The sequence below is a fragment of the Mesorhizobium robiniae genome (assembly GCF_040545535.1).
GTDB classification, from domain to species: domain Bacteria; phylum Pseudomonadota; class Alphaproteobacteria; order Rhizobiales; family Rhizobiaceae; genus Mesorhizobium; species Mesorhizobium robiniae.
Genome location: NZ_JBEPMC010000004.1, coordinates 226,658 through 253,656, shown reverse-complemented (window position 1 = coordinate 253,656; position 26,999 = coordinate 226,658). Strand labels below are relative to the sequence as shown.

The following is a 26,999-nucleotide window of genomic DNA, read 5'->3' as shown; positions in this document are numbered from 1 at the left end:
GCGCGGAAGATCCGTCCGGTGTTCGCAAGACCGGGGACCGTATAACTCATGACCAAACGCGATCAGGAGCGGCGGCGGATCGATGGTCCTCAGACCAACCGTCGCCGTCCGCCCGATTCACCGGAACAGGCCTTACTCACGCCTTCGTGCTGGCCTCCCGGAACGCCGCCTCTCCAGCCTCCGACACCTCGGCCCACTTCTTGTCGGCTGCTGGATCCGCGGCGTAGCTGTCGTGCCAGTTCCACCACTTGTAGGCCGGGGTCTGGGGATAGCCTTCGGGCGAGTCCTCCCAGGCCTCCTGCCGGCCCAGCGGCGTGATGTCGAGGTAATTCCAGGTACCCCCCATCTGCTCGTCGCCGCGGTTGTCGATAAAGTAGGTGCGGAACACGCGGTCGCCGTCGCGGATGAACACGTTGTGACCATGCCACTGGTCCACGCCGAAGTCGGCGTCGAAGCTGTCGGTGAGCGTGAACCACGGCATCTCCCAGCCCATCCGCGCCTTCAGCCGCGCGATATCGGCCTGTGGCGCACGCGAGACGAACACAAGGGTGGTGTCGCGGGCGTTCAGGTGAGCGACATGGGCGACCTGGTCGGCCACCAGGGAGCAGCCGCGGCAGGCATGGTCGGGCCAGCCGAACACGCCGGGCTCGAAGAAGGCGCGGTAGACGATCAGCTGACGCCGACCGTCGAACAGGTCGAGCAGGCTGGCCTTTCCGTCAGGCCCCTCGAACGCATAATTCTTCTCCACCGCCATCCACGGCATCCGCCGCCGCTCGGCGGCCAGCGCGTCACGGGCGCGGGTCTGGGCCTTTTCCTTCACGAGCAGCTGCTCGCGGGCCGCCTCCCACGCCTGCGGCGACACGACCGGTGGTGTATGCATGGCGGGCTGTCCGCTTGTCCGTCCGTTCTTGGCTGATGCAGTCATGACTTCGATACCTCCTGATTTTCGCGAATTCCGGCGCCCGTGACTGAAGCGCCGTTTCATTCGCTGCCCACCGCGCGTTGTCGTCGTGGGGGATAGTTTGTCACCGGAAAGCGGAAGGTGGGAGTAACAAGTGTGGCGGCATTCCGAGGGAATCGGCAATTACAGGCGTCGCACGTTCGCCCGAAGCGGATGATCGCCTTCTGCGGCTCGACGCGCGACGGTGCTCTCCGCTCGCTTCGTGGCTGCTTTGCGCCTCCGGGTGTCGGGCCCTCAAGCGGCGGCCAAGGTTCTGCCTCTGGCTTCTTTGGCATCCCGCACAGGCGTCCGGCCGAACAGACGACCATATTCCCGGGTGAACTGCGACACGCTTTCGTAGCCGACCGCGAATGCCGCGCTGCTCGCAGTCTTTCCCTCCGACAGCATCAGCCGCCTCGCCTCGATCAGGCGCAACTGCTTCTGGAATTGCAGGGGAGAGAGCGAGGTTATGGCGCGAAAGTGCTGGTGGAATGACGACGTACTCATCCCGGCCAAAGCCGCCAGGCGCTCGACCGGCAAAGGCTGTGCGAACTCTGCCCGAAGCACTGCGACCGCGCGCGCCACGCGCTGCACATGACCGTCTGGCCACCCCAGACGTCGGATCGCCGACCCGTGCCGTCCGGCCAGCAGCCAATAGTGCATCTCGCGCACAAGCTGGGCCTGCAGCACCGGGACCGATGCCGGGCGATCGAGCAGCCGCATCAAACGCAGGGCCGCATCGGCGACCTCAGCGTCAGTCGGGTCAACCCGCACGGGCGCGTGGTCGGCCACATGCTGGGCGCCTATTTGCACACTCAGCTCCGCGATGACCGCCGGGTCGAGTTCCAGAACCACCGAATAGTAAGGGGTTGCGATGCTGGCGCGGGTGATCTGGCTCACCGTTGGCACGTCCGCAGTGATCAGCAGCGAATCTCCGGCGGAGAAGGCGAAGCCCTGAGTACCCATCGTGACGTGCTTGCTCCCCTGGACCACCAGACAGGCAAGCGGTCGGGAGATGTCGTAGACCAGATCGCTGGGTGCCGTCGCCCGCACCGTGTTGAGACCCGGTATCGGGGTGTGCGCCATGCCGTCTGGGTCGGCATTGGCGTCTGCATAGCGGCGGACGGCATTGAGGAGCGCGGTCATGGACCGAAACTATTCCCTTGCTGCCCGAAACGCAAAGAGTTTGGAGGATTAGGCAAAAACGATCGAGCTTCCGGCAACAAAAGCCTGCCCACCGGGCCGATATCAGCGCGGCCACAGCAGTGGTGCAAACAAGGAGCAGGCCATGACCAAGATCACCCTCGTTACTGGCGCCAGCCGCGGGCTCGGGCGCAACACCGCACTCAGCATCGCACGCCGCGGCGGTGACGTTGTGCTCACCTACCACAGCCAGAGCGAGGACGCTCGGGCCGTCGTCGCAGAGATTCAGGCAACCGGTCGCAGAGCGGTCGCCCTGCAACTCGACACCGGCGACGTTGCCACCTTCGCTTCTTTCACTGAGCGCCTGCAGGCGGCGTTGCGCGAAACCTGGCAGCGCGAGACGTTCGATCATCTGGTGAACAATGCCGGCCATGGTGACATGGCAATGATTGCGGAGACGACCGAGGCGCAGTTCGATCGGCTGGTCAATGTCCACTTCAAGGGTGTGTTCTTCCTCACCCAGAAGCTGCTGCCGCTGATCGCGGACGGCGGCCGTATCGTAAATCTCTCCTCGGGCCTCACCAGGATGTCGTACCCGGGCTTCGCCGCCTATTCCGCGGTCAAGGGCGCGGTCGAGGTGCTTAGCGTTTATATGGCGAAGGAGTTGGGCGCCCGCGGCATCGCGGTCAACACGGTGGCGCCGGGCGCGATCGAAACCGATTTCCTTGGCGGCGCTGTCCGCGACATGCCTGATCTCAACAAGGTGTTCGCGGAAATGACTGCACTCGGCCGCGTCGGCATGCCGGACGATATCGGGCCGATGATCGCCAGCTTGTTATCCGAGGATAATCGCTGGGTGAATGCCCAGCGGATCGAAGTGTCCGGCGGCCAAGCCATTTGACGAAGCAGCTACTACACCGTGATTGGCTTCAGGTCCGCTTGGGAGCGTCTGCTCCTTAGAGCGGACCTGCTGTCTCGACCAGGGCATATGTTTGCCTCGACGGCGGACATGATCGCTTTCCGAACCGAAGGTAGTACCGTAAAATCCGGTACCGGCTTCCAGCTCATGCGTAAGGCAGCCTGAACCTGTATTCCGTCACATGGTGGTAGATCTGGCCCGGCCATAGCGTGGCCTGCGGGAAATACGGCCGGTTCGGCGCATCCGGCCAGACCTGCGGTTCCAGGCAGAAGCCCGAAAAAGCCTTGTAGTGACGTCCCCCAAGTCCCGGCAAAGGCGGCGCCAGATACTGGCCGGTATAGAGCTGGACGCCCGGTTCCGTGGTCCAGAGCTCCATCTCGACGCCGGAATTTGCCCCTTGTGCCCATGACGCCTGCCTGAGTGGTCCGCGCGTCGAGGCGAGGCAGAAATTATGGTCGTAGGCAAGCTGCTTGCCCTCGCTCTCCATGCGCAGCAGCCGCGCCTGGCGGAAATCGAACGGCGTGTCGTCGACCGGCTTCACGACGCCGGTCGGGATCAGGTCGCCGTCGACGGGAAGATAGGCGCCGGCGTTCAGCATCAGCCGATGGTCGAGGATGTCGCCGGCGCCGCCGTCGTCCAGGTTGAAATAGGAATGCTGGGTGAGGTTGCACAGCGTCGGCTCCTCGCAGGTAGCGGTCATCTCGACACTGAGCGTGCCGGGGATTTTCAGCCTGTAGGTGCAGGTCACGTCGAGCGCGCCGGGAAAGCCCATCGTGCCGTCGGGATCATGCAGGGTCAGGGTGACAAAATCCCTGCCATGCAGCGAAACCTCCCATGGCCGGTGGGAAAAACCTTGCGAGCCGCCATGCAGCGTGTGCTTGTCGAGGAAATTGCGCTCGGTCTGGTAGCGCTGGCCGGCGATGGTGAAGCGGCCGTCGCGGATACGGTTGGCATAGCGTCCGACGACGGTTCCGAAGAAAGCCGTGTCCGTCTCGTAGGGCCCGAAACTGTCATAGCCGAGCACCAGCGGCGCATCGTGCCCGGTCAGGCGCAGATCCTGGATAATCGCACCCAGTCCTATGATGTTGGCGGTGAGGCCGCCGCCGCGGATGGTGAAGCGGCGGACGGCCTCACCCGCTTGCGTCGTGCCGAAGACTTCGCCGTCCTTCATCGCTATGCCCGAAACGCCAGTTGGTTGATTCCCGCCTGGCCTCTCGGGCCGGCTTGGGTCTGTCGATAGTCAACAGACCCAACTCAATCAGAGATCGGCGCCAATCAAAGGCCGAGGCCGCCGATGCAGACATATTTAGTGTCGAGATAATCCTCGATGCCCTGATGTCCGCCTTCCTTGCCGAGGCCCGATTCCTTGACGCCGCCGAACGGCGCCTCAGGCGTGGTGATCAGGCCTTCGTTGACGCCGACCATGCCGTATTTCAGCCCTTCCATGACCCGGAAGGCGCGGCCGAGATCGCCGGTGTAGAAATAGCAGGCGAGGCCGAATTCGGTGTCATTGGCGAGCGCGATCGCTTCCTCTTCGGTCTCGAATTTGAATACCGGCGCGACCGGGCCAAAGATCTCTTCCTTCATGAAGCGCATCTTCGGCGTTGCATCCGCGATCACGGTCGGCTGGAAGAACGAGCCGCCCAGCGCATGGCGCTTGCCGCCGGCGACGACCTTGCCGCCCTTGGCGGTGGCGTCGGCGATCAGTTCCTCGACCTTCTCGACTGCCTTCTCGTCGATCAGTGGCCCCTGCTGCACGCCGTCTTCGAGGCCGGAACCGACCTTCAGGCCGTTGCTGGCGGCGGCGAGCTTTTCAACGAACTTGTCATAGACGCCAGCCTGAACCAGGAAGCGGTTGGTGCACACGCAGGTCTGGCCCGAATTGCGATATTTCGCGGTGATCGCCCCGGTGACGGCACGCTCGATGTCGGCGTCGTCGAAGACCAGGAACGGCGCATTTCCCCCAAGCTCCATCGACACCTTCTTCACGGTCGTCGACGATTTCTGGATCAGGATCTTGCCGACCTCGGTCGAGCCGGTGAAGGTGATCTTCTTAACCAGCGGGTTGGCGCAGATCTCGTCGCCGATCTCGCCGGCGGCGCCGGTCAGGATGTTGATGACCCCCTTGGGGAAGCCGACTTCTTCAGCGAGCGCGCCCCAGGCAAGGCCTGAATAAGGCGTCTGCGACGCCGGCTTGACGACCGCGGTGCAGCCGGCGGCAAGCGCCGGGCCGAGCTTGCGGGCCAGCATCGAGGACGGGAAATTCCACGGCGTGATGGCGGCGATGACGCCGACCGGCTCCTTGGTCACCAGGATGCGGCGGTCCGCCCAGGGCGACGGCACGACGTCACCGTAGGTACGGCGACCTTCTTCGGCGAACCACAGGATGTAGGACGCGGCAGAACCGATCTCACCCTTCGATTCGGCCAGCGACTTGCCCTGCTCGATGGTCAGCAGCTCGGCCAGCACATCCTGATTGTCCATCATCGCGTCATGCAGCTTGCGCAACAGCTTCGAGCGTTCGAGCGCAGTCGTCTTGCGCCATGTCTTGAAGGCGGCGTCTGCGGCCTCGATGGCGCGGCGGGTCTCGGCCTTGCCCGATTTCGGTACGGTGCCGATCTTGAGGCCGGTGGCCGGATTGTTAACGTCGACCGTCTGGCCGCTGTCGGCCTGCACCCACTCGCCATTGATAAGATTGGCCTGGCGCATGAAATGGCTGGTTTTCTGAAGCATGGTCTAGCCTCCGTTCGGCGCACTGACGGGCCGGTATCTGGATTTCTTTGGTGGGCGTGCGCAACGGCATCGATGCCGGCACGCCTGGAGCCACTGCTCTTTACCTAGGGCGAGCCCCGCAATCAATCGCAAGATGGCATATAGGGTTTGGGCCAGCCAAGGCGAGGCCGGTTTTGCGCTTCGATCTCGCTCGAGGGTGTTGAGATTACCTAGCCGAAGACATGAACCACCACCGTCAGCCAGAAGGCCGTGGTGATGACAGCAAATGCGGTGGCGATGGTCATCTGGTTCGACGCCAGTGCCTGGCCGGTGTTGAACTGGGTCGCAATCAGGTAGGAATTGACCCCGGACGGCAGCGCGGCCGCCACCACCGCCACCTTCGCCGACAGCGGCGGCAGCCCAAACAGCCAGACCAGGCCGAGTGCAACAGCCGGCATCAGCAACAGCTTCAACGCCGACAGCGCCAGCGCCGGCCGCACGTTGCCGGAAATGCCGAAACGGCATAGGCCAAGCCCCATGGCAAACAACGCGACCGGTCCGGCGATATTGGCCAACGCGTCGACCAGCCGGACGGCTAGGTCCGGCAGTGGCAGGTCGGTGAAACGCCACACCCATCCGGCCAGGATGCCGATGATCAGCGGATTGGAGAGCATCTTTCGAAAGAAGCGCCGGATGATGCGCAGCGGATGCACGTGCTCGTCACCGCGGTCAAAGATTTCAAACAGGATGATAGACGCCATGATCATCGTCGGCAGATGCACGGAAATCAGCAGCGACAGCACTTCGAAGCCATCTGGCCCGAATGTGCCGAGCACGAACGGGATGCCGAGCAGGACCAGATTGGAAAACGCCGACGACACGCCGCCGACGACGCCGGCGCGCGCATCGCGCCTGAACACCCGTGTGGTGACCAGATGGCCGGCGGCCCACGTGATGGCCGCCGCCGCAAAATACGCTCCCCAGAACGACCAGGGCGCTGCGCCATGGAAATCGGCGTTGACCATGGTGCGGAACAGAAGCAGCGGCATCGCCACCCCGACGGCGAATTCGGCGATGGCCGCGCCCGCCTCGGCCTTCAAATAGCCGGTGAGCCCGGCCAGATAGCCGAGCGCGACAAGACCGAAGACAAAAAGGACGGTTTCGATGAGTGGAGACATTTTTCTCCTGATAGGCGAGCCGCGATTGCAGCGCAATCGCCCCGCCTTCCGAAGCGGCCTGTGCTGGCAAACAGCCGGGATCGGTCATGCCTTGTTTTTCAGCCGGCTTTGCCGTCCCTATATCAGGTCACCGCAACCCATCTGCGGTGGCCGGAAAAGGACGTCTGATGCTTCGATTTGTGCTGACTCTATTGCTGCTCGTCGTTCCCGCCGCGGCCCATGCGACTGAAGCCGGCTGGGCGCTGTTGCGCGACGGCGGGCATGTGGTGCTGCTCCGCCATGCCATGGTCACCGGCGCCACCGATCCGGCGAATTTCGACATCGAGAAATGTGCGACCCAGGTCAACCTCTCGGTGCGTGGCAAGCAGCAGGCGCGCAAGATCGGTGCACTGTTTGCCGCCCGCGCCGCGCCCATCGAGCGCATGCTGTCGAGCCGCTATTGCCGCTGCCTCGACACCGCCAGCATCGCTTTCAGAGCAGAGCCGGAACCGTTCGCGCCGCTTGACCTGTTGAAGACCGACGCGAGCGAGAAAGCCACTCAGCTCGAGGCGATCATGACCGAGATCCGCAATTATTCCGGCTCCGACAATGTGGTCATGGTCACCCATCTGGAAAACATAATGGCCCTCACCGGCATCTCGCCGCGCGAAGGCGAAGCCGTGATCGTCGAGCCGCAAGACGACGGTCTGCGCGTGCTCGGCCGCGTCACCTTCTAATCCGCGCTGGAGCCAGCATTCATGTCAGGAAGTCACTATCTTGGAGAAAGGCCATCGAGCAGGAACCCGAGGCCTTGCCGGAAAGCACCATCCCAATCGTTGTCCAGCAGCAGACGAGAACGTTCGATTGTCGGGTAGCGTTCGCTGAGACTTGTAAGGCGCTGCTGCGCTGCCGCCCTGTCCTCGTCCGAGAGATCGAAGCTTGCCCGGGTGACGGTGGCGCCCATCACATAGTTCCAGAGCGACCAAATCGCGACGTTCAGATCTGCGTCCGCAACACCGGCTCTGGACAAGGTCTTGCTCAGCACCTCTAGGCGGCTGAGAATGTTCGGCCCGAGCGCCCGGCGCGGCAACAGCGATGCCGACCAAGGATGGCGCAGCATGCTGGCGCGCCAGTCTTCGAGCATATGAACGGCTTCTGCGCGCCAGTCTTGAGCCTGCTGAGCTGTTTGCGGCCCGCGATATTCGAGCACCGAGTCGAGCGCCAGATCGAAGACATTCTCCTTGTTGTCGACGTGCCAGTATAGGCTCATCACGCCCGAGCCGAGGCCATCGGCCAGCCGGCGCATCGTCAATCCGTCGACCCCATGAGCGTCCAGCAGTTCTACCGCGGCCGCCACGATGCGTTCCCGAGAGAGAGGCGGTTCGCTGCGCGGCTCTCCCGCTGGCTGGAGCCACTCGCTTGTCCGTTGAGAGCGTTCGCTCCGGGCGCCGGTGTGTTTGGCTGCCATCCTTCTTCCTCGCTGTTGAGAATGTCGATTTTGACCGGCAACGCGACGAATGTCGATCTTGAACGATTGACTCGTACGACGTACTATACGATTAAATCGTACCTCGTACGAGTCGTATGGGCGATATGCAAAAATTCAATCATGCGGCCGCGAGGATACGTTGCTCGCAGTTCCGCAGAGCCAAGAGAAAATCATGTCACGCGCAATCAAGCATCTGCTTATCGGAGGGTTAATCATCATGACCATGGGCATTCCCACTGCGACGACAGCGAATGAGAATGATCTCAAGCTGACCATCGTCAATCCGCAAAACCTCTACGACCCGTCGCCGAATGGCTACAGCACGGCGGTGATCACGCCCAGCAATACCCGAGTGGCTTACATCTCCGGACAGGGCGGACAAGACAGCACGGGAGCGTTGTCGCCCGACTTCGCTGTCCAGGTTAAGCAGGCCTACGCAAATTTGCGCACCGCCCTCGATGCGCTCGGTGCCAGGCCGGATCAAGTGGCCAAGCTCACGGTCTTCGTGGTCGATCACGATATGTCAAAGCTTGAGGTGTTGACCAAGAACGTCAAGGAGATGTTCGGCGACACGCTGCCGGCACAGACACTGGTTCCCGTCCCCAAGCTTGCAATTGACCCCATGCTGTTCGAGGTGGAGGCCGTGGTCGTGCTTGACTAACGGGCGCCGCTGTTGGCCTGATCGCTTGAATTGAGATGGTGGGCGCGCCAGCTGCGCGCTCACAACGCTGTCGACTGGCGCCGAAGCACGGTTCTGTGGCTGCGCTCAAGGCAGCTCGGCATCTCCCTCCCCGCCGGTTTTCGCCTGATGGTGGCTGCCGCTGCGCCAAGCTCCATTCCATAGATGCGCTGCAAATGGCCGATCGTTTCCAGGGTCGCCGCTAAGGTTTTCGGCACATCGCCGAACGGGTTGCCGGCGACCCTCTTGCCCTGGCAGAACAGTCACCCCATCTGCGCCCGGCACATCAGGCCCTTTTCCTGCCCGGAAAAACCGATTAGACAGCGCGCAAACACATGCGGACAGATTCCGCCCGCAACCCGAAGGAAAAGCCCTTGTCCACCACGTTCGACAAAGTCGCCAAGATCATCGCCGACACCAGTGAGATCGACATCGACACGATCACTCCGGAAAGCCACACTATTGACGATCTCGGCATCGACAGCCTCGACTTCCTCGACATCGTCTTTGCCATCGACAAGGAATTTGGCATCAAGGTGCCGCTGGAAAAGTGGACGCAAGAGGTCAATGACGGCAAGGCCTCGACCGACGATTACTTCGTCATGAAAAACCTGTGCGCCAAGATCGACGCACTGGTTGCGGCCAAGAACGCCTGACGTCCAGTTGAGCGCGTGATCTTGACGCGCTCCGCCGCCTGACCCACAAAGCCGCTCATGAGCAGCCCCCACCACGTCGTCATAACTGGCATTGGCCTTGTCTCTTCGCTGGGAGAAGGTCCGGATGCGCATTGGCGCAAACTCGTCCAGCCGGGCCTGGAACCCGTGCTCGAACCCGCGCGCTTCTCGCCCTACACCGTCCACCCGCTGCCGGAGATCGACTGGAACCTGCAAATCGCCAAGCGCGGCGACCAGCGGCAGATGGAGACCTGGCAGAGGCTCGGCACCTACGCCGCCGGCATGGCGCTAGACGACGCCGGCATCAAGGGCAATGACGAACTCTGCACGACCATGGACATGGTGGTGGCTGCCGGCGGCGGCGAGCGCGACGAGGCGGTCGACGCCGACATTCTCGCCGCTTCGGAAAGCCGCAACGATCGCGACGTGCTGCTCAACGAGAAACTGACCACCGAATTGCGGCCGACGCTGTTTCTGGCGCAGCTTTCAAACCTGCTCGCCGGCAACATCTCGATCGTCCACAAGGTGACGGGATCGTCGCGCACCTTCATGGGCGAGGAAGGGGCAGGCGTCGCCGCCGTCGAGACGGCCGCCGCACGCATCCGCTCCGGCCAGTCGACGCATATACTGGTCGGCGGCGCCTTCCAGACCGAGCATTCCGACATGTTGCTTGGCTACGAACTGGCCGGCTACCTGCATCGTGGCCCCTGGAAACCGGTCTGGCAGAGACAGGGCGCCGAAGGCGGTGGCGTAGTGACCGGATCCGGCGGCGCGTTTCTCGTCCTGGAACAGCGCGAACACGCGATCAGCCGCGGGCGAAAGATCTATGCGGAACTCGGCCCGGTCGTATCCGGACGCGCCAGGCGCCGGCAGGGCGAGCTCGATGCCGAGATTGCCGCACTGCTCAGGCAGGCAGCATTGCCGAACGGCGAGTTGCTGACGATTTCAGGCGCTTCGGGCGCCCATGCCGCTACTGCTGCCGAGAAATCGGTGCTCGACGCCCATCCGGCGATTGCCGCACGCGGCTTTTCGACGCTGACCGGCCACATGAAGGAAGCGCAGTTTCCCTTCGCCGTGGCGCTGGCGGCACTGGCCGTCGAGCGCAAGGCCGCCTACCCGGCTTTTGACGCCGCCAACGAGAAGCCGTTCGACGGCATTCCCGCGACCGTCCTTGCAACGGCGATCGGCTATCACCAATTCGAGGGCATGGCGTTGGTCAACGCCGCCGATTAAAGGTCCAGGACAAGTCATGGCCAATCTGAACGACCACTTGGGCAGGCCGATCGTCGCCGTCACCGGCATCGGCGTGGTGACGTCACTGGGCGTCGGCAAGGCCGACAATTGGGCAGCGCTCACCGCGGGCAAGTCTGGCATCCATCCGATCACCCGCTTTCCGGTCGACCATCTGAACACCCGCATCTCCGGCACGGTCGATTTCCTGCCGTCGAGCTCCAAGGGCGCCAGCCTTCTTACCTACGATCTCGCCGAGATAGCCGCGCAGGAAGCCGTGGCCGAAGCCGGCCTTAATTCGGGCGATTTCGGCGGGCCGCTTTTCCTCGCCTCGCCGCCGGTCGAACTCGACTGGAGCGAGCGCTTTTCGCTCTACAATTCCGACAAGGACGACATCGGCGCCGAGAGGCTGCTTCGCGTGGCGCGGGGTTTGAAGGAACTCGATATTTTCGAAACCACCCAGTTCGGGTCGATCGCCGACCGGCTCGCCGACCAGTTTGGGACACGCGGCCTGCCGATCACGCTGTCGACCGCCTGCGCCTCGGGCGCCACTTCGATCCAGCTCGGCGTCGAGGCGATCCGCCGCGGCGAATGCGACAGGGCGCTGTCGATCGGCGCCGACGGTTCGGCGACCGCCGAGGCGCTGATCCGTTTCTCGCTGCTTTCGGCGCTCTCCACCCACAACGACATCCCCGAAAAGGCGTCCAAGCCGTTCTCGAGGGATCGCGACGGTTTTGTCCTTGCTGAAGGCTCCGGCGCGCTTGTGCTGGAATCGCTGGAGGCAGCACTCGCCCGCGGCGCGACCATCCTCGGCATCCTGCGCGGCTGCGGCGAAAAGGCCGACGACTTCCATCGCACCCGCTCGAAGCCGGACGGTTCGCCGGCGATCGCGGCGGTTCGCGCCGCCCTTGCCGATGCAGGCCTGAGCGAAGACGAGATCGACTATGTCAACGCCCACGGCACCTCGACCCCGGAAAACGACAAGATGGAGCATCTGTCGCTGTCGACCGTGTTCGGCGAGCGGATCGGCTCGATGCCGATCTCGTCGAACAAATCGATGATCGGCCACACGCTGTCGGCAGCCGGCGCCGTCGAGGCCGCGTTTTCGCTGATGACCATGCGCGAAAGCGTCATCCCGCCGACCATCAATTACGACAATCCCGATCCGGCGATCGTGCTCGACGTGGTGCCGAACACGAAGCGCAATGCCGAGGTCGGCACGGTGCTGTCGAACTCCTTCGGCTTCGGCGGCCAGAACACCTGCCTTGTCATGGCGCGGGAACCGGTCTAAGCGAGCCTTTTCCAGCTCAACAGAACCGACAGGCCTAATGCGCGCATTGCAACTTATCGAGGACCGCCGCCTTGAAACGGTGGACCTGCCGCCCCCGCCGCAGCCTGCGCTGGGTGAAGTGACGCTGCGCATCAAGGCCGTGGCGCTCAACCATATCGACGTCTGGGGCTGGCGCGGCATGGCCTTCGCCAAGCGCAAGCTGCCGCTGGTCGTCGGCGCCGAAGCCTCCGGCGAGGTCGAGGCTGTCGGTCCCGGCGTCTCCAGCCTTGTGCCCGGGCAGCTTGTGTCGATCTATGGCGCGCGCACCTGCGGGCTTTGCCGTGCCTGCCGCGAAGGCCGCGATAATCTCTGCGAGCATGTTTCGGGCGTTCACGGCTTTCATCTCGACGGCTTTGCGCAAGAAAAGATAAACCTGCCGGCGCGCCTTTTGGTCCCTGCCCCGCCCGGCGTGACGGATATCGGGGCGGCCGTCGCACCCGTCACCTTCGGCACGGTCGAGCACATGCTGTTCGACAATGCCCGGCTGCAGCCCGGCGAAACCATCCTCATCCATGCCGGCGGCTCGGGTATCGGCTCCGCCGCGATCCAGCTCGCCAGGAAAATGGGCTGCACCGTGATCACCACGGTCGGCTCGAACGATAAGATCGACAAGGCGAAGGCGCTTGGCGCCGACCACGTCATCAACTATCGCGATGACCGCTTCGAAGGCGTCGTGCGCAAGCTGACCAAAAAGAAAGGCGTCGACGTCGTCTTCGAGCATGTCGGCGCCGACACCTTTGCCGCCTCGATGCTGTGCCTGAAGCGTGGCGGTCGCCTGGTGACCTGCGGCTCGACCTCGGGCGTCTCGACGCAGATCAATCTGATGCAATTGTTCCAGCAACAGCTGAAGCTGCTCGGCTCCTTCGGCTGCCGCATGGGAAACATGGCCGACGCCATGCAGAAAATGGCGGCGGGACTGGTGTCTCCGGTTATCGACACCGAGGTCGGCTTCGACGGCATCGACGCGGCCCTGAAGCGCATGGAAGGCCGCGACGTGTTCGGCAAGATCATACTGCGCGTCGGTTAGTCCGTGATGTTGCTGTCTGAAAACATCATGGTCTAGGGATGATCGGCGACGCCTTCAGGAAGCTCCGCAGGGACCTGGCGTTCCGCCACGGCAGGCGGCTGCGCCAGTTCAACTATTGGCTGCTTGCGCGCGCCGCGATGACGATGATCTGGGTGCTGCGTCTGCTGCCGGTCGACAGCGCGCTCAATTTCGCCGACCGCGTCGCCCGCCGCGTTGGGCCTTGGGTGGGACGCCACAACGTCGCCGTCGCCAATCTGCGCAAGGCCTATCCGGAAAAGAGCGACAGCGAGATCCAGGCCATCGCTTCCGACATGTGGGGCAACATGGCTCGCCTCGCCGCGGAATACATATTTCTCGATGCGCTCTTCGACTACGACCCGAAAGCGACGAAGCCGGGCCGCGTCGAGGTCCGCGGCATCGATCATTTCGTCGAGATCGCCGGCGAGCAAAAACCGCATATCATCTTCACCGGGCATCTCGGCAATTTCGAGCTGCTTCCGGTAGCGGCAGCCACTTTCGGCATGAACATCACGGCGCTGTTTCGCCCGCCCAACAACCCTTACCTTGCCGATTACATCCTCTCGACGCGCCGCTCGACCATGGGGTCGCTGCTGCCCTCTTCGACCGGCGCTTCATTCGCGCTTGCCGCCATCCTGGAGAAAGGCGGCAATATCGGCGTGCTGGTCGACCAGAAATTCTCGGGCGGGCTCGCAACGACATTCTTCGGCCGCCCATGCGAGAGCAACCGGGTCCTGGGCACTCTGGCGCGCCACTATGACTGCGATGTCTATCCGGCGCGTTGCATGCGCCTGCCGGGCAACCGCTTCCGGCTCGAGATCGAGGACAAGCTGACCTTACCGCGCACCGCCGGCGGCAGCGTCGACGTCCACGGCACCACCCAGCTTCTCAACGACGTGGTCGAGCGCTGGGTGCGCGAGGATCCCGGCCAGTGGATGTGGTTCCACAAAAGGTGGGACATCAGCGGCCGGCGCAAAAAGCGCCGGTCGGCAAGACAGCGCGGCGAAGCCGCCTGAGCAGAAGCTGCAACATGTAGAAACCGCAAAATGTGACGGTTTCAACTTGACAGGTGACGGCAGCTATGCTAGGAATTTATTCATGGTGCTGATTTGCGCCAACGACCCGCCCGGACCCCGAGGCGGGTTTTTGTTTGGCCGCCGACCGCTCGGCGGCCACCTGCCCCGGCAAGACCAATCCGACTTTCGAGAACTCACGCAGGCGTCCGAGCGAGACTGACAGCTTTCTTCTAGGTTTTAGGGCCAACCGAAGGGGCGCCGCCATAGCGAAGCCCGTCCACCAGCAAGCCGACCATGCGTCGTGCTTGTTCGGGGCCTCCGCCATAGTGGTCTGGTGAACAGAGTCTGGCTATCGCGAACAATAGTTCTTTGGCATCGACGTCCGCGCGAACATCGCCCGCTTCGGTCGCGGCATCCAGCAAGGTCTGCAGCGCGGGCCGAAGTTTCTCGAGAAAATAGAGCGGCAAGGACTCGTATGCCGGATCGCCTGAGGAGAAAGCCGCCGCGAGTCCGCGCTTGGCCGCGATAAAATCCACGTAACGCTGCATCCATCGGGCCAGCGCTTCGCCGGGTTCATATTCGGCCGCAATGACAGATGCAGCATTTGCGCAGGCATCCACTTCGTTACGGAAGACCGCCACGATCAGGTCCGAACGCTGCGGAAAATGGCGATAGAGCGTACCCACGCCAACGCCGGCCTTATCGGCGATCTCTCGCACCGGAGCATCGACCCCGGACGTTGCAAAGACTGCCATTGCCGCTTCGAGCAGCGCCTTCGAGTTGCGTTGCGCGTCCGCACGCACGCGCCGATCCGTCGAGTTTACGGGCTCCGAGTCACCACCCCGCTCCTGCGATTTGTCGTCCATCACTTTTCCACTTGATAAACGGAACAATGTTCCGTATAAAAACGGAATGAAGTTCCGCTTGGGGAAATTAGCACAGCATGGCTTCGTTGCCTACGCGTCAATGCAAAAAAGAGGAGACCACCATGCAGGACAAACCAGTCGCCCTGGTCACCGCGGCCGACAAGGGAATCGGTCTCCAAATCGCCAGGGATCTGGCGATGCACGGCCTCACCGTGCTCGTGGGATCGCGTAACCTCGAGCATGCGCAGACGGCTGCAAAGAGCGTCGGAGCGGATGCCCGCGCCCTCCAGCTCGACGTCGCGAACCAAGCCTCGATCGCCGCCGCGGCAGAGCGCATCCGCAGTGAATTCGGCCGTCTCGACGTGCTGGTGAACAATGCAGGTGTTTCCCAAGCGGGAAAGCAGGGCATTTCCCATGCGGGAAAGCCGGGTCGCCCGAGCGTCGCGTCTCTCGACGAGGTACCTGCGGTGTTCGAGACAAACGTGTTCGGCGTCATCGCCGTCACGCAGGCGATGCTGCGGCTTCTCGAGGAGGCGCCGGCGGCGCGCATCGTCAACGTAGACCCGTCCAATCCACGTCGCACATTGTTCGGCCCCGTCTACAGCCCCTCGATGACTGGCCTCGATCCGACGACGCTCGCCTTCGCCATCGAATTTGAGGACGCTGGCATCGAGGCCAACGCCGCTTGCCCCGGCTTCACTTCGACGAACCTCAACACCTTCGAGGGTACGGCCGAACGGGCCGCGTGAACCCGTTCGGCCGCGCTCCTCGACGCGAACGGTCCGATGGGCATGTTCCCGAGCCAGGACCGGCCGTTCCCCGTGAATTTTGACTCGGCAACGCGCGCTGACCGCCATTCAAGGACCAAAGGAACAGACCATGCGATATCGCTCGCTCGGAAAAACCGGCATCAAAGTCAGCCCCTACTGCCTGGGCGCTATGATGTTCGGCAAGATCGGCAACCCCGACCATGACGACTCCGTCCGGATCATCCACAAGGCGTTGGATGCCGGCGTCAACTTCATCGACACCGCCGATGCCTATAACCGCGGAGAATCCGAGGAGATCGTCGGCAAAGCTCTTAAGGGGCGCCGTGACAACGTCGTGCTCGCCACCAAGGCGTTTCTCCCAATGGGCGACGATCCGAACATGCAGGGCAATTCGCGCCGCTGGCTGACCCGCGCTGTCGAGGACTCACTGCGCCGTCTCGGGACTGACTACATCGATCTCTACCAGATCCACCGCCCCGCGCCGGACACCGACATCGAAGAGACCCTTTCGACCCTTACCGACCTGATGCGGGCTGGTAAGGTGCGGGCGATTGGGGCATCGTCTCTGCCGGCCGCGGAGATCGTTGAGGCACATTGGGTTGCCGAGCGTCGCGGTCTGGCCCGCTTCCGCACCGAACAGCCGCCTTATTCGATCCTCAATCGCGCCATCGAGCGCGATGTTCTGCCTGTCTGCCAGCGGTACGGAATGGGTGCAATGGTTTGGAGCCCGCTGGCCATGGGCATGTTGACCGGCCGGTACCGCAAAGGGCAGCACACCGAGAGCCTGCGTGTGGATTACTTTGCCAAACAGATGTCGGACGAACGCCGGTTGGATGTGGTGGAGCAGCTTATTCCACTCGCCGAGGACGCTGGCCTGTCGCTGACCCATATGGCGCTGGCCTTCGTGATTGCGCATCCGGGCGTGACCTCGGCCATCATCGGACCGCGCAAGATGGAACACCTGGACGATCTGCTTGCGGGAGCGGACGTCGTGCTGAGCGACGAAGTTCTCGACCGGATCGACGAGATCGTTCCTCCGGGCACCGATGTCGGAGCCTTGGAAGCTGCTTACCAGCCCCCGGAAATCGCACAGGCAAAGCTGCGCCGTCGTCCGAGTACAGAGCGCAACGCAAGGATTGCGGTTCAAGCATGAATTGTTTCGCTCACAGGGAGAAACTCCGATCGCCATCGCAGGCGCCGCCGCATGTGGCGCATGATCGCCGAATGCCCGGGGAGTCGGTTCTTCCCCGCTTCACTCTGTCGGCATCGTGGTGGAAAGCTACAGGATAACTGGCAAACCAATCGGGAACGTCTACGTCAAGGTAGCGGTTAACAAACAAATCGCGCGTTTTCCCGCTGAGCCCAATCCGTGTTTAAGTACCGGCGGTCGCCGTCTCCTTCGCCTGTTTTGCATCGCCATGTGGTTTTCTGATCTCGTTTATCGCCCTTTCGAGACGATTATCCGTCCGCTGGATATCCCACCGACGCCGTTGCCTGCGAGCGGGCCATTTGCGCTGCTCCTGCATTTCGCGCGGATGTTCCGCGGTACTCTTGCGGCCATTACCGTCTTGATGATGGCGGTCGAGGGGATCAACCTCGCGACGATCTGGGGGGCCTCGTTCATCGTCGACGGGGTGAGTGCCAAGGGCGCGGCGGTTTTCCTGCAGGAGGATTGGCTGACGCTAGCCGTTCTCGGCGTTCTGGTTTTCCCCGTGCTGCCGCTGCTCATCTTCCTGGGTAATGCGCTGAACTCCCAGACGGTGGCCGTGTGTATGCCGGCGGCAATGCAATGGCAGGGCCACAAGGCGGTGGAACGCCAGGACCTTGCCTTCTTCCACGATCTCTTCGCAGGCCAGGTTGCATCGCGCATTTCGCAAGTCGCATCCGCCGTGCAGCAGCAGATCGTCGTCGCCTTTTACAGAATACCGCTGTTTTTTGTGCAGCTCGTCGGTTCGCTGGTTCTGCTTGGCGCCTTGTCCTGGCCACTGGCGCTTCCCGTTTTCGTCTGGATCGCCGCCAACATTGCCATCGCGGTGGTGGCGGTGCCCCAATATTCCGAACGATCGCGCCGGTCGGCACGGGGGCGCAGCCTTGTTGTCGGCGCCATGACCGACCTCTACAGCAACATCCAGATGGTCAAGCTGTTTGCGGCGGAAGACAGCGAGGCGGGTGCGATGCGCGCCATCATGGAAAACGCCATCGAGACCCAGCAGCGCGAAAGGCGCATCTATCTGACAACCGATATTGGCGTCGTCCTGCTCAACGTTGCCCTCTTTCTCACCAACGTCGCCATAGGGCTCTGGGGGTTTGTCGCCGGCTTCGTCACGATCGGCCAGTTCGCCGCCTCGATCGCCATCGTTCAGCGGCTCAATGCCAACTCCCGTGCCTTCCTGCAGATGGGTCAGCAGATATTCCAGGCGGTGGGCACGATCCGCGACGCGATGCCGGTCGTGACGACGCCGCCAACCATAAAAGATGCGCCGGATGCCAAGCCGCTTGCTGTTACGGCAGGCAAAGTCGAGTTCAAGAACATCCGGTTCGAATATCGAGAGGGTCAAAAGGTGATCGAAGACCTGTCGCTCACCGTGGGTGCCGGCGAGAAGGTCGGGCTCGTCGGCCTCTCCGGCGCCGGCAAGTCGACCCTTGTCAGCCTGCTCCTGCGGTTCTTCGACCTGAAGGGCGGCGCTATCCTGATCGATGGACAGGATGTTCGTGGCGTAACCCAGGCCAGCCTTCGGGAGAGCATCGGCGTCGTCACCCAGGATGTCTCGCTGCTGCATCGCTCCGTCGGCGACAACATTCGCTACGGCCGGCCCGATGCCTCGCAAGGGGAATTGGAGCACGCTGCGATGCTGGCCGAGGCGGACGGCTTTATCGCCGATCTCAGAGATAGCGAAGACCGCACCGGCTATGGCGCCTTCGTGGGCGACCGCGGAGTGAAGCTTTCCGGCGGCCAGCGCCAGCGCGTCGCGATCGCCCGGGTGTTGCTCAAGGACGCGCCAATTCTGGTTCTTGATGAGGCGACATCAGCACTGGACAGCGAAGCCGAGGCGGCGGTCCAGGATAAGCTCGCGCTCCTGATGGAGGGCAAGACGGTGATCGCCATCGCTCATCGCCTGTCGACGATTGCCAGGATGGACCGGATCGTCGTTCTCGACAAAGGTCGAATCGTCGAGGAGGGAACGCCATCGGCGCTGCTCGAACGCGACGGGCTTTATGCCCGGCTGTGGAAGCGGCAGACCGGCGGCTACATTGCCGACGCCGTCGAGGAGATATGAGCCGCCAGCCGCGAACCCTCTGCTTCTCGCTTCCTTCGCTTGCGGCCAATTACAGTCAGTTGGTCACCACGATCCGCGTGTTGCGGAAGCCGGCTTGCCGCACCATCGAATAGAAGGCGGCGGCATTGGCCGGGTGCAGCCGCACGCAGCCATGCGACGCCGGGCGCCCGAGAGACTTCACCGCGCCGGTGCCATGGATGGCGTAGCCGCCGCGGTAGAACACCGAATGAGGCATCGGCGACATGTCATATTTGCGCGAGTACCACATCCGTGCAGTTCGTTGCGGCCGGTAGCTGCCGCGCGGCGTGATATAACCTTGGCGCGCCGTGGACACGCGCCAGCGGTAAACCGCCTGACCGTATCTTACAGTCATCGTCTGCGATGACACGTCGATCCTTGCAACCAGCTTGGCTGCCCAGCCCTCGACCGAAGAACCGAACAGCATCGTTAGCAGTAACACTGCCATGAGAACGGTCTTTTTCATGCGATCAAACCCCTTTGATTGCCCTTGCCTGCCTGCCTGCACGCTATTCTTGATTTTTTAAATCGCAAGTGAGGTAACCACATACTCCTTGACGAATTCACCAATCCAAAGCAGCGAATTTGAACGATTTCCCGCGATAGTTGCCGCAACAGCACGCGTCGGGGTCCGCCGACAGGCTTGCCAAACCGCACCGTTGGCTGCTCAATTCGCCGAATGAACGAACTTCTCCTGAAAGCGGTCGATGATAGGGTCGACGACCTGGTCGCGCTGACCGCTGATCTGATCCGCTTTCCGACCGTCAATCCGCCCGGCGAAGCCTACCGGCCATGCGCCGAATATGTCGGAGCGCGGCTGAAGAAGCGCGGTTTCGAAGTCGAATTCATCCGCGCCGAAGGCACCCCCGGCGACACCGACCGCTACCCGCGCGTCAATGTCGTCGCCCGCTTCGATGGCCGCTCGCCCGGCGCCTGCGTGCATTTCAACTCGCATATCGACGTGGTCGAAGCCGGCGACGGCTGGAGCCTCGATCCCTTCGCCGGCATCGTCAGGGACGGCAAGATCTACGGCCGCGGCGCCTGCGATATGAAGGGCGGCTTGGCCGCCTCGATCATCGCCGTCGAGGCCTTCATGGAGGTCTTCCCCGACTTTCCCGGCGCCATCGAAATTTCAGGGACGGTCGACGAGGAGTCCGGCGGCTTTGGCGGCGTCGCGCATCTGGCAAAGCTCGGCTATTTCTCCAGGCCTAAGGTCGATCATGTCATCATCCCCGAGCCGTTGAACAAGGACCGCATCTGCCTCGGCCATCGCGGCGTGTGGTGGGCGGAGATCGAGACCAAAGGCGAGATCGCCCACGGTTCGATGCCGTTCCTCGGTGACAATGCGGTGCGCCACATGGGCGCCGTGCTGAGGGCTTTCGAGGACGAGCTGTTCCCGGCGCTCGACCGCAAGATCACACGCATGCCGGTCGTGCCCGACGGCGCAAAGCGCTCGACCATGAACATCAACTCGATCCATGGCGGCCAGACGGAGGATTTCCGGCCCGGCCTGCCCTCGCCCAATGTGCCCGATTCCTGCCGGCTGACCATCGACCGCCGCTTCCTGCTCGAAGAGGATTTGGGCACCGTCAAAAGCGAGGTGACCGATATCCTCGACCGGCTGAAGCGCGAGCGCAAGAAATTCGACTACGAAATCCGTGACCTCATGGAGGTGCTGCCGCTGATGACCGAGCGCGATGCGCCGGTGGTGAAGGCGGTGGCGCAGGGCATCATGGAGGTATTCGACCGCGAGCCCGACTATGTGATTTCGCCCGGCACTTACGACCAGAAGCACATTGCCCGCATCGGCCACATCTACGACTGCATCGCCTACGGTCCGGGCATTCTCGACCTCGCCCACAGGCCCGACGAATGGGTCGGAATATCAGACATGGTCGAATCGGCAAAGGTGATGGCGATCGGGCTGAACATACTGCTCACCGGCGCACGGTAATCCGGCAGCGACGGGCAAGCTTCAATCGCCAGAGTCGGCGGCTAACGAAAAAACATTCCTGCCGGCGCTGCCGGAAAGCACGAAACGCAATTTACTCCTCGGCGAAATCACGCTTCTATCCACCGAGTTCTGAGCATCTTTTTGAGCATATCGGGAGCTGCACGATGAAATTGTGGAAAACCATTCTCACCGCTGCAGGCCTGGTGCTGGCTGCCGGAACATCGGTATTTGCCGCGCGGACCGATCTGGTCATCGGCATCACGCTCGAACCCCCGCATCTCGACCCGACCGCGGGTGCTGCGGCGGCGATCGACGAAGTGCTGTACGCCAACGTGTTCGAGGGGCTGACCCGCATCGGTCCGAACGGCGAGGTGCTGCCGGATCTGGCCGAAAGCTGGACTATTTCCGATGACGGCAAGGCCTACACCTTCAAATTGCATACCGGCGTGAAATTTCACGACGGCACCGACTTCAACGCCGACGACGTGAAATTCTCGCTCGACCGCGCCCGCGCCGACAACTCCGTCAATGCACAAAAGGGCCTGTTCGCCGCCATCGATGCGGTCGAGGTGGTCGATCCGACGACGGTCAAGATCACGCTGAAGAACCCGCAAAGTTCCTTCCTCTACAATATGGGTTGGGGCGACGCGGTCATCGTCGCGCCTGAGACAGCCAACACCAACAAGGAAAAGCCTGTCGGCACCGGCCCGTTCAAGTTCCAGAGCTGGGCCAAGGGCTCGTCGATCACGCTGATCAAGTCGGACACTTACTGGGGTGCTCCGGTTGCTCTCGACAAGGCCGAATTCCGTATCGTTCCCGATGCCGCCGCCGCTGTGCCGGCATTGCTTTCCGGCGACGTCCAGGCCTTTCCCTTCTTCCCCGATCTCGACAGCGTCGCGCAGATCCAGGGCGACCCACGCTTCAAGGTGGTGATCGGCGCGACCGAGGGTGAGACCATCCTTTCGATGAACAACAAGAAGCCGCCTTTCGACAAACTGCAGGTCAGGCAGGCGATCTCCTTTGCGCTCGACCGCAAGGCGATCATCGACGGCGCTTCGGCCGGGCTCGGCGTGCCGATCGGCTCGCATATGTCGCCCGCGAGCAAAGCCTATGTCGACCTCACCGGCCTCTATCCGCACAATGTCGACAAGGCCAGGGAGCTGCTGAAGGAAGCCGGCCTGGAGAACGGTTTCAAGGCGACGCTGAAACTGCCGCCGCCGCCCTATGCGCGGCTGGGCGGCGAGATCATCGCCTCGCAGCTTCGCGATGTCGGCATCGATCTGCAGATCGTACCCGTGGAATGGGCGCAGTGGCTGGACCAGGTCTTCACCAAGAAGGATTACGACCTGACCATCGTCTCCCACACCGAGCCCAACGACATCGATATCTATTCGCGCAAGGATTATTACTTCAATTACGACAATCCGACCTTCGACAAGATCATCGCCGATCTGAACCTCACCTCGGACGAGGCCAAGCGCATGACGCTGCTCGGCGAGGCGCAGAAGATACTGGCCGACGATGCCGTGGTCGGTTTCCTCTACGAACTGCCGAAAGTCGGCGTCTGGGACGCCAAGCTCGAGGGTTTTTGGGAAAACGCACCGATCCAGGCGAACGACTTGACCAAGGTGAAGTGGACGGAGTGAGGTTGCGCAGCGGCCCGCCACCATGACCGCCTATCTCCTCAAACGTCTCGCCATAGCCCTCATCACCCTGGTTCTGGCCTCGATGGTGGTTTTTGCCGTGCTGGAGATCATTCCCGGCGACCCGGCGCGGCTGATGCTTGGCCTGAACGCCAGCGCCGAGCAGGTCGAGTTGCTGCGCAACCAGATGGGCCTCAACGCCCCCCTTGCCGCGCGCTATCTGCACTGGGCGGGCGGCTTGCTGAGCCTCGATTTCGGCCGCTCCTACACCTATTCGGTGCCGGTTATCGAGCTTGTCCGCGAGCGCGTCGTCGTCTCGCTGCCGCTGGCGCTGATCGCGCTGGCGCTGTCCACCGTCATTGCCATTCCGGTCGGGCTGTTTTCAGCCGGCCGGCACGGACGGGCCGGCGACACGATTGCGATGGGCGCCGCCCAGCTAGGCGTCGCCGTGCCTAACTTCTGGTTTGCGCTGATGTTGATCTACCTCTTCGCCGTCTGGCTGCGGCTGGTGCCGGCAGGTGGTTTTCCGGGATGGAGTGCGGGCGTCTGGCCGGCGCTGAAATCACTGGTCCTGCCGGCAGTCGCGCTCGCCCTGCCGCAAGCGGCGATCCTCGCCCGCGTCACCCGCTCGGCGCTGATCGAAGTGCTGAACGAGGACTATATCCGTACCGCCCGCGCCAAGGGCCTGCCCTATCGCGCCGTCCTGTGGCGGCATGCGTTGCGCAACGCCATGATCCCGGTGCTGACCATTCTCGGCCTGCAGTTCGCCTTCCTGCTCGCCGGCACCATCATCATCGAGAACGTCTTTTATCTTCCCGGCCTCGGCCGGCTGGTGTTCCAGGCGATTACCCAGCGCGACCTGATCGTCGTCGAAAGCGTCGTCATGCTGCTGGTCGCCGCCGTCATTGCGGTCAACCTGCTAGTCGATCTCTCCTATGCGGTCGTCGATCCGCGCCTGAGAAGCCGCCAATGACGCTGCGCTTCGACATCCCAGAGGAGAATTTTGCCGACATCCTGGTCAAGGCCTTCACCAATCGCTCGTTTCTCGCCGGCTTCGTCATCACCGTGGTGGTGGCAGCGATTGCCGTCGTCTCGTTTTTCTGGACGCCTTTTGACGTCACCAGGCTGATCATCGCCGACAGAACCCAGGCACCCTCGCCGGCGCACTGGTTCGGCACCGACCATTTCGGCCGCGACATTCTTTCCATGATCATGGTCGGCGCCCGCAATTCGATCGCCGTGGCGCTTGTGGCGGTCGGCATCGGCATGGGCGTCGGCGTGCCGCTCGGCGCCTTTGCCGCGGCCCGCGGCGGCATCCTCGACGAAGCGGTGATGCGGCTCAACGATCTGGTCTTCGCCTTCCCTGCCCTGCTGTCGGCGATCATGATCACCGCCATCTTCGGCCCTGGCGCGCTCAACGCCATCATCGCCATCGGCATCTTCAACATCCCGGTCTTTGCCCGCGTCGCCCGGGCCGGTGCGCTGGCGATCTGGCCGCGCGAATTCATCCTTGCCGCGCGCGCCGCCGGCAAGGGCAAGACGCTGATCACGCTGGAACATGTGCTGCCCAACATCGTCACCTTGCTTCTGGTGCAAGGCACCATCCAGTTCGCGCTCGGCATCCTGGCCGAAGCCGGGCTTTCCTATGTCGGGCTCGGCACACAGCCGCCAATGCCGAGCTGGGGGCGGATGCTGTTCGATGCGCAGACCCGCATGGTGATGGCGCCGTGGATGGCGATCTTTCCAGGCATGGCGATCGTCATCACCGTGCTCGGACTGAACCTGCTCGGCGACGGTATTGCCGATATCCTCGATCCCAAATCGCGGCGGAAGCGATGAGCCTGCTCGAAATCGAAAAATTGTCCCTGAGCATCGGCGACACACCGATCCTGAGGGATGTCGAGCTCTCCGTCGCGCCCGGCGAGGTGATGGGGCTGGTCGGCGAATCCGGCTCGGGCAAGTCGATAACGGCGCTGACGGTGATGCGGCTTCTGCCTTGGGCGGCGCGCGCCACCGGGCGCGTCACCTTCGACGGCATCGACATCCTTGCGGCCAGCGAAGACCAGATGTGCGCGTTGCGCGGCGACGATATCGGCATGGTGTTCCAGGAGCCGATGACGGCGCTGAACCCGGTCAAGACCATTGGCGAACAGGTCGCCGAAGGCATCCGCTGGCACACCGGGGTAAGCCGCGCCGACGGCGAGGGCCGGGCGCGAGAAATGCTCGACCGGGTTGGCCTGCCGGCGGCGCAGTTTCCCTTGTCACGCTATCCGCACGAACTGTCCGGCGGTCAGCGCCAGCGCGTCGTCATCGCCATTGCCTGCGCGCTGAAGCCCAAGCTGCTGATCGCCGACGAGCCGACGACGGCGCTCGACGTCGTGCTGCAGGCGCAGATCCTCGACCTGTTGCGCGATCTGGTCGCGGAAAATCGCATGGGCCTGCTCCTGATCTCGCATGACCTCGCGGTGGTGACCGAGATGGCGGATCGCATCACCATCCTGCGCCACGGCGAAGTGATGGAGGCCGGCGACACGGCGCGCACCTTGTCCGAACAGCTTCATCCCTACACCCGACAGCTGGCGCAGGCCTCGATGCATGTGCCCGCGCGGGCCAAGGCACACGAGGTCGGTCAAGGCAACCCCCTGCTCCATGGTGCCAAGCCTCTGCTCCAGGTAGACAGCGTGACGCGGGACTATCCGGGACGTCGCACATCGCTATTGAAGCGGGCGGCCCCGATCCGCGCCGTCGACAATGTTTCATTTTCGATGGCACCGGGCCAGTCGGTGGCGCTGGTCGGGCGTTCCGGCTGCGGCAAGTCCACGCTTGCCCGCATAGTCCTGGCGCTGGACGGGCCGACATCGGGAACGATCCGGTTTCGTGGGCAAGACATCACCGGCAAGAGCGAGACTGAGCTCAAGCCAGCACGGCGCGACATGCAGGTGGTGTTCCAGGATCCTTACGGCTCCTTCGATCCGCGCCAGAAGGTCGAAAAATTGGTCGCCGAGCCGCTGCATGTCCTGGAGAAGAAGCCGACGAATGCCGAGCGGCGCGAAATGGTGGCAAAGGCTTTGCACGAGGTCGGCCTCAGCCCACGCGACATGGACAAATATCCGCACGAATTCTCCGGTGGCCAGCGCCAGCGCCTGTCGATCGCCCGCGCCATCATCACCCGCCCCAAACTGGTCGTCGCCGACGAGCCGGTCTCGGCGCTCGATGTCTCGATCCGCGCCCAGGTGCTCGACCTGTTCGCCGAGCTCAACCAGAAACTCGGCGTCGCCTACCTCTTCATCACCCATGATCTGACCGTCGCCCGCGCCATATCAGACCAGGTGATGGTCATGCATGACGGCAGGATCGTCGAGCGCGGCAAGACGAGCGAGGTTCTAGACCATCCGCAGTCCGAAGCCGCGAAGGCGCTGGTCGCTGCGGCTCCGGACCTGCACCGGGCGATAGCGCGCCGGTTACAGGAACAAGGCTGAGCGGCGGGCGGTTGAAGCTTACGTTTGCGGCTTCACCACATCGGCAGGGCTGATGTCGAGTAGGTCGAGCGTGCGCCGCAAGAGCTGCATCTCGGTCCCGGCAAGCTGCGAATCGGCCTTGGCGATCTCGGCCATGTGGCGGGCAAGCAGCGTGCGCCGTTCGACGTCGAGGTCACGGAACTGCGCGATGGCTTGCGAGCTGTTGGTCTCGTAGCCGAACTCGTTGAGATATTCGATGACACTGTCGATGCTGGCTTCCGGAATGGCGAAGGCTTCCCGGCAGATGCGCCTGAAGGCGGCCATTTCGCTCTCTGTGACCGAGCCGTCGGCGAGGATCATGCGAAACAGCATGAGCAGTTCCGCCGACAGAACAGGATCGTCGGCAACCTTGCGCACACCGGGGTCGCCATCGAAGATCGAGCGTATCTGGTCCAGCAAAGCGAATGCCATCAGCGTCCCTTTCCGATTCGTTGCGAATAGGTAGCGCGGAATCGGCCTTGCGCAAACGGGTGGTCGAACGCGCCGGACGTCTCTCTCCCCGCAACCATCCGATGTTCGATCTTGCCACCCAGATCGTCGTCATGCGCAAACCCGCTGCGCACGCTGATTGGTGTGTGACGGCGCGCCTGATAGTATGTGGTCGTACGAATCATGTTG

The 26,999-nt window shown here is 62.9% G+C and carries 25 protein-coding genes; 16 read left to right on the top strand and 9 right to left on the bottom strand.

Annotation, left to right across the window (positions count from 1 at the left end):
* Nucleotides 1-136: 136 nt before the first annotated feature.
* Together ABID19_RS13075 and ABID19_RS13070 are read right to left on the bottom strand one after the other, a co-directional pair.
* Nucleotides 137-925 (bottom strand): DUF899 domain-containing protein, encoded by a 789-nt coding sequence (locus ABID19_RS13075; protein ID WP_354491025.1) that lies wholly within the window; start codon nt 923-925, stop codon nt 137-139.
* A 270-nt stretch (nt 926-1,195) separates the two neighbouring features.
* Nucleotides 1,196-2,086: an AraC family transcriptional regulator gene (locus ABID19_RS13070; RefSeq protein ID WP_354491023.1), complete on the bottom strand. Its 891-nt coding sequence runs from the start codon at nt 2,084-2,086 to the stop codon at nt 1,196-1,198.
* A gap of 142 nt (nt 2,087-2,228) precedes the next feature.
* On the opposite strand from ABID19_RS13070, the gene ABID19_RS13065 reads away from it, so the two are divergent.
* Nucleotides 2,229-2,984 carry an SDR family oxidoreductase gene (locus ABID19_RS13065; RefSeq protein WP_354491021.1) on the top strand — a complete coding sequence of 252 codons (756 nt, stop codon included), beginning with the start codon at nt 2,229-2,231 and terminating at the stop codon, nt 2,982-2,984.
* 163 nt (nt 2,985-3,147) lie between these two features.
* Here the strand turns inward: ABID19_RS13065 and ABID19_RS13060 are convergent, their stop codons facing one another.
* The 3 genes from ABID19_RS13060 to ABID19_RS13050 form a co-directional block, all read right to left on the bottom strand.
* Nucleotides 3,148-4,179, bottom strand: coding sequence for an aldose epimerase family protein (locus tag ABID19_RS13060; RefSeq protein ID WP_354491604.1), 1,032 nt, complete (start codon nt 4,177-4,179; stop codon nt 3,148-3,150).
* A 98-nt stretch (nt 4,180-4,277) separates the two neighbouring features.
* Nucleotides 4,278-5,735 carry an NAD-dependent succinate-semialdehyde dehydrogenase gene (locus ABID19_RS13055; protein ID WP_354491020.1) on the bottom strand — a complete coding sequence of 486 codons (1,458 nt, stop codon included), beginning with the start codon at nt 5,733-5,735 and terminating at the stop codon, nt 4,278-4,280.
* A 209-nt stretch (nt 5,736-5,944) separates the two neighbouring features.
* On the bottom strand, nt 5,945-6,892 hold the full coding sequence (locus ABID19_RS13050; protein ID WP_354491018.1) for an AEC family transporter: 948 nt from the start codon (nt 6,890-6,892) through the stop codon (nt 5,945-5,947).
* Nucleotides 6,893-7,059: 167 nt separating this feature from the next.
* Between ABID19_RS13050 and ABID19_RS13045 the strand changes: the two genes are divergently transcribed.
* Entirely contained in the window at nt 7,060-7,608 is a 549-nt protein-coding gene (locus ABID19_RS13045; protein WP_354491016.1) for a histidine phosphatase family protein, read from the top strand.
* 35 nt (nt 7,609-7,643) lie between these two features.
* Here the strand turns inward: ABID19_RS13045 and ABID19_RS13040 are convergent, their stop codons facing one another.
* Entirely contained in the window at nt 7,644-8,339 is a 696-nt protein-coding gene (locus ABID19_RS13040) for a TetR/AcrR family transcriptional regulator (protein ID WP_354491014.1), read from the bottom strand.
* Nucleotides 8,340-8,532: 193 nt separating this feature from the next.
* On the opposite strand from ABID19_RS13040, the gene ABID19_RS13035 reads away from it, so the two are divergent.
* From ABID19_RS13035 to ABID19_RS13010, 6 genes are all read left to right on the top strand, one after another.
* A complete protein-coding gene (locus ABID19_RS13035) occupies nt 8,533-9,021 on the top strand; it encodes a RidA family protein (RefSeq protein ID WP_354491012.1) in 489 nt (162 codons plus the stop codon).
* 392 nt (nt 9,022-9,413) lie between these two features.
* Nucleotides 9,414-9,695: an acyl carrier protein gene (locus ABID19_RS13030; protein WP_006335407.1), complete on the top strand. Its 282-nt coding sequence runs from the start codon at nt 9,414-9,416 to the stop codon at nt 9,693-9,695.
* Nucleotides 9,696-9,752: 57 nt separating this feature from the next.
* Nucleotides 9,753-10,946 (top strand): beta-ketoacyl-ACP synthase, encoded by a 1,194-nt coding sequence (locus ABID19_RS13025; RefSeq protein WP_354491009.1) that lies wholly within the window; start codon nt 9,753-9,755, stop codon nt 10,944-10,946.
* Nucleotides 10,947-10,962: 16 nt separating this feature from the next.
* Nucleotides 10,963-12,234: a beta-ketoacyl-ACP synthase gene (locus tag ABID19_RS13020; RefSeq protein WP_352931816.1), complete on the top strand. Its 1,272-nt coding sequence runs from the start codon at nt 10,963-10,965 to the stop codon at nt 12,232-12,234.
* 37 nt (nt 12,235-12,271) lie between these two features.
* On the top strand, nt 12,272-13,300 hold the full coding sequence (locus ABID19_RS13015; RefSeq protein WP_354491007.1) for a zinc-binding dehydrogenase: 1,029 nt from the start codon (nt 12,272-12,274) through the stop codon (nt 13,298-13,300).
* A 38-nt stretch (nt 13,301-13,338) separates the two neighbouring features.
* Nucleotides 13,339-14,334, top strand: coding sequence for a lipid A biosynthesis lauroyl acyltransferase (locus ABID19_RS13010; protein ID WP_354491005.1), 996 nt, complete (start codon nt 13,339-13,341; stop codon nt 14,332-14,334).
* A gap of 230 nt (nt 14,335-14,564) precedes the next feature.
* On the opposite strand, the gene ABID19_RS13005 is transcribed toward ABID19_RS13010, so the two are convergent.
* Complete coding sequence (locus ABID19_RS13005) at nt 14,565-15,200, bottom strand: TetR/AcrR family transcriptional regulator (protein WP_354491003.1); 636 nt, start codon at nt 15,198-15,200, stop codon at nt 14,565-14,567.
* A gap of 122 nt (nt 15,201-15,322) precedes the next feature.
* Between ABID19_RS13005 and ABID19_RS13000 the strand changes: the two genes are divergently transcribed.
* The 3 genes from ABID19_RS13000 to ABID19_RS12990 all read left to right on the top strand — a co-directional run bounded on the left by ABID19_RS13000 (nt 15,323) and on the right by ABID19_RS12990 (nt 19,248).
* Complete coding sequence (locus ABID19_RS13000) at nt 15,323-15,949, top strand: SDR family NAD(P)-dependent oxidoreductase (protein WP_354491001.1); 627 nt, start codon at nt 15,323-15,325, stop codon at nt 15,947-15,949.
* A gap of 130 nt (nt 15,950-16,079) precedes the next feature.
* Nucleotides 16,080-17,123, top strand: a complete 1,044-nt coding sequence (locus ABID19_RS12995; RefSeq protein ID WP_354490999.1) for an aldo/keto reductase — start codon at nt 16,080-16,082, stop codon at nt 17,121-17,123.
* Between the two features lie 265 nt (nt 17,124-17,388).
* The gene (locus ABID19_RS12990; protein ID WP_352931828.1) at nt 17,389-19,248 is read left to right on the top strand and encodes an ABC transporter ATP-binding protein; all 1,860 of its coding nucleotides are present in this window, start codon (nt 17,389-17,391) and stop codon (nt 19,246-19,248) included.
* Nucleotides 19,249-19,303: 55 nt separating this feature from the next.
* Here ABID19_RS12990 and ABID19_RS12985 read toward each other — a convergent pair whose 3' ends face one another.
* The gene (locus ABID19_RS12985; RefSeq protein WP_354490997.1) at nt 19,304-19,732 is read right to left on the bottom strand and encodes a L,D-transpeptidase; all 429 of its coding nucleotides are present in this window, start codon (nt 19,730-19,732) and stop codon (nt 19,304-19,306) included.
* A 213-nt stretch (nt 19,733-19,945) separates the two neighbouring features.
* Here ABID19_RS12985 and ABID19_RS12980 point away from each other — a divergent pair, with 213 nt between their 5' ends.
* The 5 genes from ABID19_RS12980 (at nt 19,946) to ABID19_RS12960 (ending at nt 26,342) form a co-directional block, all read left to right on the top strand.
* A complete protein-coding gene (locus tag ABID19_RS12980) occupies nt 19,946-21,220 on the top strand; it encodes an acetylornithine deacetylase/succinyl-diaminopimelate desuccinylase family protein (RefSeq protein WP_354490996.1) in 1,275 nt (424 codons plus the stop codon).
* A gap of 164 nt (nt 21,221-21,384) precedes the next feature.
* Nucleotides 21,385-22,866: an ABC transporter substrate-binding protein gene (locus ABID19_RS12975; protein ID WP_354490995.1), complete on the top strand. Its 1,482-nt coding sequence runs from the start codon at nt 21,385-21,387 to the stop codon at nt 22,864-22,866.
* A gap of 22 nt (nt 22,867-22,888) precedes the next feature.
* Nucleotides 22,889-23,836 (top strand): ABC transporter permease, encoded by a 948-nt coding sequence (locus tag ABID19_RS12970; RefSeq protein WP_354490993.1) that lies wholly within the window; start codon nt 22,889-22,891, stop codon nt 23,834-23,836.
* Nucleotides 23,833-24,702 (top strand): ABC transporter permease, encoded by an 870-nt coding sequence (locus tag ABID19_RS12965; protein ID WP_354490992.1) that lies wholly within the window; start codon nt 23,833-23,835, stop codon nt 24,700-24,702. Before ABID19_RS12970 ends, ABID19_RS12965 begins: the two co-directional genes overlap by 4 nt.
* Nucleotides 24,699-26,342 (top strand): ABC transporter ATP-binding protein, encoded by a 1,644-nt coding sequence (locus ABID19_RS12960; protein WP_354490990.1) that lies wholly within the window; start codon nt 24,699-24,701, stop codon nt 26,340-26,342. The genes ABID19_RS12965 and ABID19_RS12960 overlap by 4 nt, the downstream gene beginning before the upstream one ends.
* A gap of 18 nt (nt 26,343-26,360) precedes the next feature.
* On the opposite strand, the gene ABID19_RS12955 is transcribed toward ABID19_RS12960, so the two are convergent.
* Nucleotides 26,361-26,792 (bottom strand): TerB family tellurite resistance protein, encoded by a 432-nt coding sequence (locus ABID19_RS12955; protein ID WP_354490988.1) that lies wholly within the window; start codon nt 26,790-26,792, stop codon nt 26,361-26,363.
* Between the last annotated feature and the right edge of the window lie 207 nt (nt 26,793-26,999).